At 39.3% G+C, this 14049-nt stretch carries 12 protein-coding genes; 8 read left to right on the forward strand and 4 right to left on the reverse strand.

All coding sequences use genetic code 11. The annotated features are described in order from the left end of the window. Nucleotides 1-5 precede the first annotated feature (5 nt). Together HNQ80_RS00280 and HNQ80_RS00285 are read left to right on the forward strand one after the other, a co-directional pair. Nucleotides 6-1586 (forward strand): hypothetical protein, encoded by a 1581-nt coding sequence (locus tag HNQ80_RS00280; protein WP_184306980.1) that lies wholly within the window; start codon nt 6-8, stop codon nt 1584-1586. 152 nt (nt 1587-1738) lie between these two features. Then, complete coding sequence (locus tag HNQ80_RS00285) at nt 1739-1969, forward strand: hypothetical protein (RefSeq protein WP_184306982.1); 231 nt, start codon at nt 1739-1741, stop codon at nt 1967-1969. A 30-nt stretch (nt 1970-1999) separates the two neighbouring features. Here HNQ80_RS00285 and HNQ80_RS00290 read toward each other — a convergent pair whose 3' ends face one another. From HNQ80_RS00290 to HNQ80_RS00305, 4 genes are all read right to left on the reverse strand, one after another. Then, nucleotides 2000-2320 (reverse strand): YbjQ family protein, encoded by a 321-nt coding sequence (locus HNQ80_RS00290; RefSeq protein WP_184306984.1) that lies wholly within the window; start codon nt 2318-2320, stop codon nt 2000-2002. Then, on the reverse strand, nt 2301-2519 hold the full coding sequence (locus HNQ80_RS00295; protein ID WP_184306986.1) for a hypothetical protein: 219 nt from the start codon (nt 2517-2519) through the stop codon (nt 2301-2303). Before HNQ80_RS00295 ends, HNQ80_RS00290 begins: the two co-directional genes overlap by 20 nt. Before the next feature lie 115 nt (nt 2520-2634). After that, entirely contained in the window at nt 2635-3039 is a 405-nt protein-coding gene (locus tag HNQ80_RS00300; RefSeq protein WP_184306988.1) for a hypothetical protein, read from the reverse strand. Nucleotides 3040-3104: 65 nt separating this feature from the next. Next, nucleotides 3105-4727 (reverse strand): amidohydrolase, encoded by a 1623-nt coding sequence (locus HNQ80_RS00305; RefSeq protein ID WP_184306990.1) that lies wholly within the window; start codon nt 4725-4727, stop codon nt 3105-3107. A gap of 951 nt (nt 4728-5678) precedes the next feature. Here HNQ80_RS00305 and tig point away from each other — a divergent pair. The 6 genes from tig to yihA all read left to right on the forward strand — a co-directional run bounded on the left by tig (nt 5679) and on the right by yihA (nt 14036). Next, nucleotides 5679-6965 carry a trigger factor gene (tig, locus tag HNQ80_RS00310; protein ID WP_184306992.1) on the forward strand — a complete coding sequence of 429 codons (1287 nt, stop codon included), beginning with the start codon at nt 5679-5681 and terminating at the stop codon, nt 6963-6965. A 25-nt stretch (nt 6966-6990) separates the two neighbouring features. After that, nucleotides 6991-7575 (forward strand): ATP-dependent Clp endopeptidase proteolytic subunit ClpP, encoded by a 585-nt coding sequence (clpP, locus tag HNQ80_RS00315; protein WP_184306994.1) that lies wholly within the window; start codon nt 6991-6993, stop codon nt 7573-7575. An 18-nt stretch (nt 7576-7593) separates the two neighbouring features. Continuing rightward, nucleotides 7594-8868 (forward strand): ATP-dependent Clp protease ATP-binding subunit ClpX, encoded by a 1275-nt coding sequence (gene clpX / locus HNQ80_RS00320; RefSeq protein ID WP_184306996.1) that lies wholly within the window; start codon nt 7594-7596, stop codon nt 8866-8868. Nucleotides 8869-9093: 225 nt separating this feature from the next. Further along, on the forward strand, nt 9094-10785 hold the full coding sequence (gene lonB / locus HNQ80_RS00325) for an ATP-dependent protease LonB (protein WP_184306998.1): 1692 nt from the start codon (nt 9094-9096) through the stop codon (nt 10783-10785). 238 nt (nt 10786-11023) lie between these two features. Further along, the gene (gene lon / locus HNQ80_RS00330; protein ID WP_184307000.1) at nt 11024-13372 is read left to right on the forward strand and encodes an endopeptidase La; all 2349 of its coding nucleotides are present in this window, start codon (nt 11024-11026) and stop codon (nt 13370-13372) included. Further along, nucleotides 13362-14036 carry a ribosome biogenesis GTP-binding protein YihA/YsxC gene (gene yihA / locus HNQ80_RS00335; protein WP_184307002.1) on the forward strand — a complete coding sequence of 225 codons (675 nt, stop codon included), beginning with the start codon at nt 13362-13364 and terminating at the stop codon, nt 14034-14036. Before lon ends, yihA begins: the two co-directional genes overlap by 11 nt. The last annotated feature ends 13 nt before the right edge of the window (nt 14037-14049 follow it).

Genomic DNA, 14049 nt, shown 5'->3' on the forward strand with positions numbered 1-14049 from the left:
AAAGCATGAAAAAAATAATAATACTGTTGGCAATGTTATGGGCTAGTGTGGTGCTATTACAAGGGTGTACAGAGGTTAAGGTGGATACAGGAGAGGCCATCGGTTCGCCTCAAAATAAGTTAATTCCTATCAAAGGAACTTGGCTCATTGAGGGGATGAAGAAGATAAAAAACTCGGACGAAGGAGAATCTTCTCAAAATCCTTTGTTGGGGAAACAAGCAGCCTTTGACAAGAACATGGTACTACTCGGTAACGAAGTCTGTGAAAATCCAGAGTATAAAATCAGAAGTGTTCGAGCAAAAGACTACTTTTTATATACCTATCAGATTCCTTATAAGACCATTGGTTCCATGGATACTATGATAGAGATCATTTCTGTTACAGCCAATGGACAGCATTTTTATGATTTCATTTTGATAAGTGATCAGCAATTGATTGTCCACAAGGAAGACGCTTTTTTTTATCTGAAGCACATAAGTGCAGACGTTGATCCAAGAATGATAGATAAGATCGATGAAGAAAATGTACGCAATGATCCAGAGATTCCTGTGGTAGAGCCAAGCCTACTCCGATCAGGTGTATTGTTGGGATTAAGAGCTCCTGTTGCCATGGATGGATCAGAAACCCCAGGAAAAGATTGGGGAGGGGAGGAAACGGCCTATCGGACCCTATGGATTGCCGCGAAAAATAGAAAGCTATATGACTCACAAGAGATAAAGAATCTACTCGTTCCAAGGAAAAACGGGTTTTGGATTGTTGCTATTGACCGCAAAAAAGAGGAAGACTATTTGGAAGATCATCTTACGGCCCATTCTGTGGAAAGCAAGGTAGATAGATCTAAAAAGATAAAAGGAAGGGCTCCTCAGCAGTATGAAGACAGTTTTGGTGAAGAACCTGTGGAGAAGGAAGAAAGGGTACTTCATGGAAATCTGTTCAAGAGGATTCGCTTTATTGGTAATGATTATGCAGCCATAGAGTATCATCAATCATGGGAACAAAAAGCTGCTCAAAAAATTTATTTACAACTTATGCCGATTGACAATATCAATAATGGAGAAGGTATCTTTATTTCAGATGTTGCAGGAGAAGAAGGGAAAGGGATTCTTCTAAATTCTGCCCAGGGTTATTTATCTAATCTACATGGAGATGAAATTAGCAAGCTAGAGGACAAAATTCGGGAGGATCATTTTACGTTGGATCGTAGAAATGGCCATTGGATGATGAAAGGAAGACTGTATTATTCAGATATTCAAGAAGAAACTCCTTACTTTGAATACAGCATCAATATGATTCCTCCATCAAAGATTGTAAATTATGATGAATTGTATGTGTCATGGAATAAAATTAAGGAGAAGGTGCCAGAAGCAATAGATGCCTTTGTTTCGCCTAATAAGGAAATGGCTGTCGTTATTACAGAAAGCTTCATTTATGCTTATAGAATTATGAAAGGGGAACTAGTGGGAAAGCCTTTGGAAAAGATTGAACTTCTGAAGGGGGAAACTGTGGTAATGGCGGAGTGGGCTACAGGAAACTATGTGGAGAAATGGAAAAAACTTATCCACGAAGTAATCCCTTCTAAGGAATAAAATAATCCTACTGTGGGACGAGCAGGTTAGTAGAATATGTGAATAGCAATGTCTTTTATGTAGTGTTTTATGTAATTAGCGGAAAATATGATCAAAATAGACCACCTCGTAATAGAATAAAACTAGAAGAGTTTTTATAAGGAGGTGGGATCATGAACGATAAAAATCATTTCATGGACCGGGTATACAAGATTTTGATGAATTCCCCAGAACTCACAGATGCAGATCTAAAACATTTACCTGGGGATATAATCGGATTAAAGGTAGAAGATGGAGCGGAAGAATTACTTCATATTTATGAAAAGCTCGGAGAAGCACAGAAAAGAGATGTAATAAGCTTTGCCAAAAAGTGTTTGAAAGAAGAGCGTGGTAGTATGGCATAATAGCCAAGGAAGAGTTTCCTTCCTTGGCTATTATTTGTCTTTTAATTTGACGGCTGTGCCATAGACCATGATTTCTGCTGCACCCTGCATCACTGCTGTGGTAGAATATCGAATTGAGACAATAGCATCGGCATTTAAAGACTCTGCTTCCTGTACCATCTTGCTCATGGCTATTTTTCTTGCTTCTTCAATCATTTCTGTATATTCCTTCAATTCTCCCCCCACAAGATGACGAAAGCCTGCAATGATATCTTTCCCAATGTGTTTCGCTCGAATCGTGCTCCCCTTTACCAAACCAAGGGTTTCTATGATTTCTTTTCCTACAATCTCGTTAGTATTTACTAAGATCATTTTCATCTTCCTCCTTCTGATCTTTTATTCTTTCCCGGATGACTGCAATCAAAAGACCCACAGCACCGATGATACCAAGTCCTATGGCTATAGAAAAGAAGAAAGGAAAGAACGTAGTCGCTAGAAAGGGAAGAATAAAAATTCCCGCAAAATAGATGACGCCTGCAAATACGATCAACCAACTAAAAAACTTTATCATGATTTCATCACCTTCCTTCTTTTATAATATTATTCTTACCTTTATAGAAATAGATGCAATCAAAAAATAATTTAAACGACTTGATGACTGACTCCATCAAGTCGTTTAAATTATTTTAGCTACAGTGAAGTTCGTATTGGATATAATCAGTTTCGATTTGAAGAAGTTTTATATGCTGCACTGAATAGAAGCGATCGCATAGGCCGAAATCATTGGGTGCATATTCCACTGTTTCTTTCCCCAGAATGCCCAGGTAACGATCAAATCTAATAATATCTCCAGGCTTAGCAACTACATACATGTTGGCACTAGATGCCCCGTGACAATCGACGCTGGAACCTACATCCGAGGTGCATATGAAGCTGAAGATGAAATTGATCCTCCATGGATGATCACATCCCGTTCCTTCGGCACCTGCAAAAATGATTCTATAATATCCCGTTTTGCACTTTGTATTGGAATGAAGAATTTCTGAACCTAAAAAGCCGTCCTTTAACCAGATGTGGCCATGATGCTTCATATATCCGCCCCCTTCCACTACCAGTATATGATGGAATTTTAAAAAATGACTTTTGGAAGAAGATTCTATTTTTTATATACAATCTTTCCATCTAGAATGGTCATCAAAACTTCGGTATCTTTGATGAAATCGGGTTCGATGGTAAAGATATCCTGAGATAATACAACCATATCGGCCAATTTCCCTGGGGTAATAGATCCTTTGATATTTTCAGAGAAGGAGGCATAGGCAGCACCCATAGTAAATCCATAGAGGGCCTGGGCTACAGAAAGTCTTTGCTCAGGAAGCCAACCTTGGGATGGGTATCCTTTTAGATCTTTTCTAGTGACAGCAGCATAGATACCAGGTAATACATCGAAGGGCTCTACGGGACAATCGGAACCACAAGCCACGGCAATCCCTAATTCCATCATGGAACGCCAGTTATAGGAGGTCTTAGCCCTTGTTTTTCCGATGCGCTGCTCGACGATATGAAGATCATAATCTAGAAAGATCGGTTGAATATGGGCGATCACATCTAATTCCACATATTTATTTAATAATGTAGAATCTGTGATCTGGCAGTGAATAATGCCATGACGATGGTTATCATGGGGGTGGGCTTCCAATGCTTTTTTTATACTCTCAAAAACCATATACATGATACCGTCACCTATACAATGAATGGCAAGCTGCATACCACCTTGATGGGCGGTAAGAACTAAGTGGTCCAACTCATCTTGACTATAAACGGGGATGCCGCAAGTGCTAGGGTCGTCGCTATAGGGCTCTCTCAGGTAAGCCGTTCTCGCGCCTAGAGAACCATCACACAGCAGTTTGAGAGGTCCTAATTTAAAAAAATCATCTCCCTGCCCTGTACCATAGCCCAGGGACATGAAATGTTGGAGCTTTTCAAGAGTAGGAAGCAAGCACTGTTCATAGACCCTTATGGGCAATGTATGATTATCTCGCAAGGATTCATAAGCTTGAATAATCTTTATAAAATCCTTACCAGGCAAGGCTTCAAAATCATCGGATTGAACAGACGTGATCCCTTGTCGAAGGGCAAGGTGTCCACCTTGAAGGATCATGGATTTTATCTCTTCAAGATTTGGATCAGGAATATGCTTATAAATAAGATGGATTGCGTTCTCACGGAAAATACCTAAGGGTTCCCCATCTAGATCTACGTCAAAATGCCCTCCTTCCAATTGGGGAGTGACCTTGGTAACACCTGCCAAAGAAAGAGCTTTACTATTTACCACAACCACATGGCCACAGGCACGAGCAAAGACAATGGGATAATCCGCCGATATTTTGTCCAGGTCATGACGGGTAGGGAAGGTTTTTTTTGTAAAGTAATCTTGATTCCACCCTCTGCCTTGAAGCCAAAATCCATCTTTTTTTTCAATGGAAGATAAAAAATCTATTCCCTTCTGAATCAATGCTTCAATGGATGTGGTGCCTCGCAGGTCTACTTGATGCAGGCTAAGACAGTAATTTACTAGGTGCATGTGACTATCATGAAAGCCTGGCACGAGTAATTTGCTCTGAAGATCAATCATTTCGGTATGATTTTGTCTAAGCCTGATAATTTCATCACTTCTACCTACTTGAATGATTTTATTGCCTCGAATGGCCACCGCTTCTGCTTCAGGAAATGCAACATCCATGGTAATAATCCTTCCATTATGTAAAATCATATCCATTTTAGACTCCTCCTTCATTGGATTTTCATATATACATCATATACAGTAAAAATGGAAAAATCAAATAGAAGTATCAAAGGAAACCAATGATAGGGAAAAATAGATAAAAAGAAAGAAAATGGAATATATAAAATATTCAGAAATATATTGCATAAGCTTACAGTATAATGGTATAATAACTATAAGAAGAAATTCTTCTAGCAGATTCTAATTCACAGTAGTGGAAGGTAAGGATCATTTGTTAGGTTTAGTTTTCTTCAAGTCATTTGGCAGTGCACATTGGTTTTTAGAAGTTGGTAGTTTAATAATTTAGCAAATCAAGAGTATTTGACTAGAAAGAAAGGAATGGATGGTAATCGACTTAAGTAATATGGGTGATTTAGAGTCTGCGGGATAGCTGGTTCTTCAGTGTAATGGAAACACAGGAAGAACCAGCTATCTTTTTTTGCTAGAGAAGATAGGTTGTAGGGGAGATTCACGAATCGCCCTTGAACTATAGATACCAATCCACCTGTCATCCCTTGTAGGGAATGCCCCTGTGGCATTCCGTTTTTTGATGGAGGCATTGTTTGGATTATAATAATATGAGAAAAAGGAAAAAAGGTTACAAAAGCCTGGAAAATGAAAGCACTATGAATAAATAATAATATTTTGATTTAGTCGTTTACAAATTAAACTTTAGTGATATAATGGATATGGAAAAGACTTAGAATGAATAAAAGACCAATGGGAGAATCCATTGGTCTTTATGATGTTGTATACTTTTCCTAACGATAGGAAAAAATTACTAGGGTAAGAGACCGAACATAAATGGAATATGCTGCAAAAAGTTAGTTTACATGGCATTTTTATGTTATAATAGTAAGGATTATACATACCTGTATGAAAAAACTATTCTAATTCCCTTGTAAATTTTAAGCTCATTTTAAATATAGAGGAGGAACAAATTCAATGAGTTCAACTGTAGTAAAAAAGGAAAATAATGAAGTAACATTAAGAATTGAAGCAAGTGCTGGAGATTTCGAAAAAGCGGTTCAAAAAGCTTACACGAAAATGAAAGGAAGATTTAACATTCCTGGATTTAGAAAAGGTAAAGCTCCTAGAAAGCTAATCGAGCTTCAGTATGGTGAAGGCGTATTCTATGAGGAAGCCATTAATGAGATCTTCCCTGAAGTATATGACGAGGCCGTTAAAGAGCATAATTTAGAGCCCGTAGACAGACCATCCATTGACATTGAACAAGTAGGAAAGGGAGAAAACCTCGTAATTACTGCTGTCGTTACAGTGGTTCCAGAAGTAACCCTTGGCGACTATAAAGGTATAGAAGTAGGTAAAAAAGAGTATAATGTAGAAGAAGCAGAGGTAGAAAAGGAAATTGAAAAGCTTCAAGAAAGAAATGCAAGATTGATTGCTGTAGAAAGACCTGTTCAAGACGGAGATACTTTAATTATTGATTATGCAGGTTTTGTGGGTGAGGAACAGTTTGAAGGTGGTACAGCCGAGAAACAGACATTGGTTATTGGTTCAGGCCAATTTATTCCTGGCTTTGAGGAGCAATTGGTTGGTAAAACAATTGGTCAGGAAGCAGATGTAAATGTGACATTCCCTACAGAATATCATGCACCAGATTTAGCTGGCAAAGAGGCCATTTTTAAGGTAACAATTCATGAGATTAAGGAAAAGGAATTACCTGTATTAGATGATGAATTTGCAAAGGATGTTAGTGAACATGACACGTTAGATGAATTAAAAGCAGATCTACGAAAGAAGCTAGAAGAAACTGCAAAAAGTGGAGCTGAAAGAGAAACAAGGGATGAAGTGGTAAAAAAAGTGACAGATAACGTGCAAGTAGATATTCCAGAAATCATGGTAGAGCATCAATTAGATGATATGCTGAATGAATTAGATTATCAGCTGAGATTCCAAGGATTGAATTTGGAAACTTATCTTCAATATATGAATCAGAAACCAGAAGATATTAGAAACCAAATGAGAGAAGATGCATACAATAGAGTAAAAACTCAGTTAACCCTTGAAACAATTGGTAATATTGAAAACATTGAAGTTACTCCAGAAGAGGTTGATACAGAAATCGAAAAGTATGCAAAGCAGTATAATACAGAAATGGAGAAGTTTAAATCTTCTCTAAGAGATTCCGATTATAAGAATATCAAAGAGGGTATAAAGGTAAGAAAGACGATTGATTTTCTTGTGGGAAGTGCAACAATCGTAGAATAATGATAATGAATGGAGGTCAGAACCTATGCCTTTAGTTCCAATGGTAGTAGAGCAAACAAATCGAGGAGAAAGATCCTATGATATCTATTCACGATTATTAAAAGAGAGAATTATCTTCATAGGGGATGAGATCAATGACCATACTGCAAGCTTAGTGGTAGCCCAGTTACTGTTTTTAGAATCTGAAGATCCTGATAAGGACATTCATATATACATAAACAGTCCTGGAGGATCTATCACTGCTGGAATGGCGATATTTGATACAATGCAGTATATTAAACCAGATGTATCCACAATCTGTATAGGAATGGCTGCAAGCATGGGTGCATTCTTATTGGCGGCTGGCGCAAAGGGTAAGAGACTTGCTCTTCCAAATGCGGAAATCATGATCCATCAACCATTAGGGGGAACACGTGGGCAAGCAGAAGATATCCGCATTCATGCAGAAAGAATCTTGAAAATGAGAGATACGATTAATCGTATCTTAAGTGAGAGAACAGGGCAGCCGTTAGAAAAGATTGCGAGAGATACAGATAGAGATTTCTTTATGGAAGCTGCTGATGCTGTAGAATATGGCTTGATTGATAAGGTGGTCACTTCTAGGAAATAAGACAGGAGAGGTGGAAAAATGTCGAGATTTGATGAGAAGAAGCAGCTGAAATGCTCTTTTTGTGGTAAGTCCCAAGATCAAGTCAGAAGATTGATTGCCGGGCCTAGTGTGTATATATGTGACGAATGTATCGAGCTATGTCAGGAAATCATTCAAGAGGAATTTGATGAGCACATCGAATTAGAAATGACTGATTTACCGAAGCCACAGGAGATCAGAAATGTATTAGATCAGTATGTTGTAGGCCAAGATAGGGCAAAGCGAGCTTTGGCGGTAGCTGTATACAACCACTATAAAAGAATTAATCGAGAAGGTAAACCTGATGATGTAGAGCTTCAGAAGAGCAATATCGTGATGTTGGGGCCTACAGGATCAGGAAAGACATTGCTTGCTCAGACATTAGCGAGGATATTAAACGTTCCTTTTGCCATTGCAGATGCTACTTCTCTTACAGAAGCAGGATATGTGGGCGAAGACGTTGAGAATATTTTATTAAAGTTGATTCAAGCAGCAGACTATGATATAGAGAGAGCTGAGAAAGGCATCATTTATATCGATGAGATTGATAAAATTGCCAGAAAATCAGATAACCCTTCTATTACCCGAGATGTAAGCGGGGAAGGAGTTCAGCAGGCGCTACTTAAAATTTTGGAAGGAACCGTGGCCAGTGTGCCGCCTCAGGGAGGAAGAAAGCATCCTCATCAAGAGTTTATTCAAATTGATACAACCAATATCCTATTTATTTGTGGCGGTGCCTTTGATGGTATTGATAAGATTATCCAAAGACGTACTGGGCAAAAGTCCATGGGCTTTGGGGCAGATATTCAAAGCAATGTAAAGAAGGACGTTGGAGAGTTATTGAATCGAATTCAACCAGAGGATCTGTTAAGATATGGTCTTATTCCTGAATTTGTAGGGCGTGTACCTGTGATTGTAACGCTACATGAACTGGATGAAGAAGCTCTTGTGAAAATATTGATTGAGCCTAAAAATGCTTTAATCAAACAATATAAGAAGCTCTTTGAGATGGATAATGTAGAGTTGGAAATGGATGAAGAAGCATTGAAGGCCATCGCGAAAAAGGCGATCGAGAGAAAGACGGGAGCTAGAGGTTTACGAAGCATTGTTGAGAATCTTATGCTGGATGTAATGTATGATATTCCATCCCGCGAGGATATTGAAAAGTGTATTGTGACCAAAGAAACTGTTGAGAACAATACAGAGCCTACCTTGGTTCTTTCCGATGCGAAGAAAAGAAAGAGCAAAAAGAAAAAAGAAGAGACTGCTTCTTAGCAAGAAGGCGAATCGGTAGATTCGCCTTCTTTTAATTTATTCCTCCAATTTTTGTGCATTATATAAAGATTCTGAAGAGACATACTAAATTTAGCTACATAAAGTTCAAAATTAGGTTGAAAGTTGTAGGGACGAACAGTGTTCGCCCGCATGACTTAAGATTGAGGTTGATCTGTAGGGGCGATTCACGAATCGCCAGAAAAGCCGAGAAAGGAGGAAACAAAATTGCCTAGTGCCTTTTTTTTAGTTCAATTCTTTTTTGCGGTGATTATTGGGCTATATTTTTTAAATCTATTGAGGAACCAGAGTGGAAATAAATCTGCTATAGAGAAGGAATCAAAAAAAGAACTGGAAAGACTAAATGAATTAAAAAGCATATCCTTAACGATACCGCTTTCGGAGAAGACGAGACCCCAGTCTTTTAAAGAGATCATTGGGCAAGAGGACGGGATCAAAGCACTGAAAGCTGCCCTATGCAGTGTAAATCCCCAACATGTATTGATATATGGACCTCCAGGGGTAGGAAAAACAGCGGCAGCAAGACTGGTATTAGAGGAAGCAAAGAAGGTACAGCATTCACCCTTTAATTATCAATCCAAATTTATCGAGATGGATGCCACAACCTTAAGATTTGATGAGCGAAGTATTGCAGATCCGCTGATGGGAACCGTTCATGATCCCATCTATCAAGGAGCAGGACCCTTAGGGCAGTCAGGAATCCCACAACCAAAACCTGGTGCTGTGACCAAAGCCCATGGAGGCATTTTATTCTTAGATGAAATTGGAGAGCTGCATCCGGTACAGATGAATAAGCTGTTAAAAGTATTAGAAGATAGAAAGGTATTCTTAGATAGTGCATACTACAACTCGGAAGATTCCAATACACCCAAATATATCCATGAAATCTTTCAGAATGGGCTGCCTGCAGACTTTAGGCTTGTGGGTGCAACTACACGAACTGCCAATGAAATTCCGTCAGCCATTCGTTCTCGATGTGTGGAAATCTATTTTAGGCCTTTACTACCTGAGGAAATAGGAATCATCAGCAGGAATGCTGCGGAAAAGGTAAAATTTTCAATAGAAGATGAAGCTGTAGAAATTGTAAAAAAGTATGCCAGTAGTGGCAGAGATGCCATTAATATGATTCAGATTGCCAGTGGCGTAGTTTTAAATGAAGGGAGAAAGACACTGACTAAAAAAGATATGGAGTGGGTTGTAGAAAGTGGGCAATATCACCCAAGACCTCAATCAAAAATTGCAAAGGCACCTCAAGTGGGTGTCGTCAATGGATTGGCTGTGGTAGGGCCCAATATAGGGGTTGTATCAGAAACAGAGGCTACTGCCATACCTACAGATAAGGGGACAGGCAAGATTATCATTACAGGGATTGTGAATGAAGAAGAAGTATCCTCTACGGGAAGAAAATTAAAGAGAAAAAGCACAGCTCAAGGATCCGTGGAAAATGTAATGACTGTGATACGGAAAAACTGTCAAATCGATCCAAGAGATTATGATATTCATTTGAATTTTCCAGGGGGAATGGTGGTGGACGGTCCATCGGCAGGTGTGACAGTGGCAACTGCAATCTACTCAGCCATTACAAATAAAGAAATAGACCATCGTATTGCCATGACTGGTGAAATCTCCATTCGGGGAAAGGTGAGACCTGTGGGTGGCGTAGTAGCCAAGGTAGAAGCCGCTCGATTGGCTGGTTGCACCAAGGTTCTTATTCCTAGTGAGAATTGGCAGGATCGGTTTAAAGACATTGGAATAGAGGTGATTACAGTAGAAGATATTCAGGAAGTCATTCAACATGCAGTGGTCAAAGAACAGATTGAAGTAGCGTCTATGCCTGTCAATCCTATGATGATTGTCATGGCTCAAGGATTAGACAGTCAGAACAGCACCCTTTCTTAGGCGTGCTGTTCTTGGCTTTTGTTGTAATTTGTAGTACAATAGATAGAATCTAGGGAAATATGTGGGAATGACTATTGAAAAGAGTTTATGTTTTATATATAATTATGAATTGCACGAAAGAAGATTTAACATGCGGTAAAAGGTGTATATATTCACTAAACACTTATCTATAGGAATATAAAGAAAAACAATGAGAAAAATAAAAAGGTAATCCTTAATAAATGAGGAGTTGATAACTATGGAGGATCAAAAGACAAAAAAAGAAGTACTGCCTTTGATACCACTTCGGGGACTATCTGTTTTTCCATATATGGTACTACATTTTGATGTAGGAAGGGAAAAATCAATCAATGCTTTGGAAGATGCAATGGTCAATGATCAATTGATTTTTCTAACAACCCAAAAGGAAGCGGAGACAGATTTACCTACGGCAGAAGATTTCTATGAAGTAGGTACGATTGCTAAGATTAAACAAATGCTAAAGCTCCCTGGAGATGCTATTCGTGTGTTGGTAGAAGGCATCAGTAGAGCTAGAATTGTTCAGCTGACCCAAGAAGAGCCTTTTTTTAAGGCAGAGGTTGAGGAAGAAATGTCAGAAGAGGGATTGGAAATAGACAAGGAATTGGAAGCCCTTATGCGGACAGTACTGGATGCCTTTGAAAATTACGTAAGCATTAGTAATCGTATTTCACCGGAAATTCTCATGTCCGTTACGGCCATTGAAGAGCCAGGAAGATTGGCGGATGTTATTTCATCCCATATGCTTTTGAAAATTGAGCAAAAACAAGAAATACTAGAAGCCTTTCACCCCAAGGATCGGCTAGAAGTATTATATCGCCTATTGCTGCGAGAGATTGAAATCTTAGAGATTGAGAGAGAGATCAATGCGAAGGTAAAAAAACAAATCAACAAGGTCCAAAAGGAATATTATTTGAAGGAACAATTAAAGGTGATTCAAGAAGAACTAGGGGACCACGGTGGATTTGACGATGAGATTGAGAATTATCGTGATCGGATCAAGAAAGCAAAACTTCCTAAAAAAGTGGAGGAGAAGGTTATAAAGGAAGTGGACAGGCTTTCCAGGTTATCACCAGGATCAGCAGAAAGTGGTGTCATTCGTACTTATGTGGACTGGATATTAGATTTACCGTGGAACAAACAGACGAAAGATCGCCTGGATATTAAAATCGCTAAAGAAATATTAGACGAAGATCACTATGGGCTAAAGAAGGTCAAGGAGAGAATCCTAGAATATTTGGCGATTCGACAGCTGGCCAAGGAAATGAAAGGGCCGATTATTTGTCTCGTGGGGCCTCCAGGGGTTGGAAAAACGTCGATTGCTAAATCCATCGCCCGATCTTTAAATCGCAATTTCGTGCGAATGTCTTTAGGAGGCGTACGGGATGAGGCAGAAATCCGGGGGCATAGAAGAACCTATATCGGTGCGATCCCAGGAAGAGTCATATCTGCCATTAAGGAAGCAGGCTCAAAGAATCCTGTATTCCTATTCGATGAAATCGATAAGCTAACCAGTGACTTTAGAGGTGATCCAGCAGCTGCCCTATTGGAGACCCTGGATCCAGAGCAAAATAAAGATTTTACCGATCATTATTTGGAAGTGCCCTTTGATTTGTCAAAGGTAATGTTCATCACTACTGCCAATAGCCTAGGTACCATTCCAAGGCCTCTATTGGATCGAATGGAAGTCATTGATGTTTCAGGATATACAGAGGAAGAAAAATTGGTAATTGCCCAGAAATATCTGCTGCCAAAGCAGATCAAAGAGCATGCGATGACACCAGAAAATCTACAGATTTCTGAACAAGTCATTCGCGATGTGATCAATTATTACACTCGAGAATCTGGGGTAAGAAATCTAGAGCGGCAATTGGCTACGATCTGTAGAAAAGCTGTAAGAAGGATGCTGGAGGAAAAGACCAAAGTAGTACGAATTCAGCCAGGGAATCTTAAAAATTATTTAGGTATCCCAAGGTTTAGATATGAAAAAGCCCAAGAGAAAAATGAAGTGGGTATTGCCACAGGATTGGCATGGACAGTTGTAGGTGGTGACACGCTATCTATCGAGGTTATTACCATGAAAGGAAACGGTAAGCTGGTTCTCACAGGGCAATTGGGAGATGTGATGAAGGAATCTGCCAGAGCAGGTATCAGCTATATTCGTTCCAAGATGGAAGAGCTAAAGCTACAGGATGATTTTTATCAAGCCTTAGATATCCATATCCATATTCCTGAAGGAGCCATTCCTAAGGATGGACCATCGGCAGGGATTACCATGGCTACAGCAGTAATTTCAGCTTTGACCAATATGCCAATTCATAGAGAGATTGCTATGACAGGTGAAATTACCCTAAGAGGTCGCGTGTTACCTGTGGGAGGCATCAAGGAGAAGGTACTGGCAGCCAATCGAGCAGGAATAAAGAAGGTTCTGCTTCCCGTGTTGAACCAAAAAGATGTGGAAGAAATTCCTGAAAATGTAAGGAAAAAGCTTGAATTAGTATTTGTGGAGCATATGGACCAAGTACTGGAGCATACCCTTATCAGGAAGGAAGAAGTCAATGAAAATTAAGAGTGCAGAGATTGTAATTAGTGCCGTAAAGCCGTCCCAGTACCCAGAAGAAGATATTCCTGAGATTGCTTTTGCAGGAAGATCCAATGTGGGGAAATCTTCTAGTATCAATATGCTGACAAACCGAAGAAAATTAGCAAGAACCAGTTCAAGCCCAGGAAAAACACAGACGATTAATTTTTATCGCATTAACAATGAATTTAATTTGGTGGATCTCCCTGGTTATGGCTATGCAAAGGTATCTAAGAGTAACAAAGAGCAGTGGGGAAAGATGATCGAGACATATTTGACCAGTAGAAAAAACTTGCTCGAGGTATTTCAATTGGTGGATATTCGCCATAAACCCACGGATCAGGATCAGCAAATGTATAGTTGGATTAAGCATTTTGGTTTTAATGGTATTGTGGTGGTTACCAAGGCAGATAAGGTTAGCCGTGGACAAAGGCAGAAACATTTGAAAGAAATTCGCGAGACCCTGCAAATGAAGAAGGAAGATATTTTGATTCCAATTTCCGCAGAAACCAGAGAGGGAAAAGACGAACTTTGGTCTGTGATTCATGAGATTTTCAGGGTGAATGGGCATCAGTTATATGGTATGGATGAGTTGCCCGTTGAAGATGAGGAAAACATGGCAGATATAAGTGAAGAAGTGGAAGAAGAATAGGATTTTATACATG

The organism is Anaerosolibacter carboniphilus, assembly GCF_014205875.1.
Lineage (GTDB): Bacteria > Bacillota > Clostridia > Peptostreptococcales > Thermotaleaceae > Anaerosolibacter > Anaerosolibacter carboniphilus.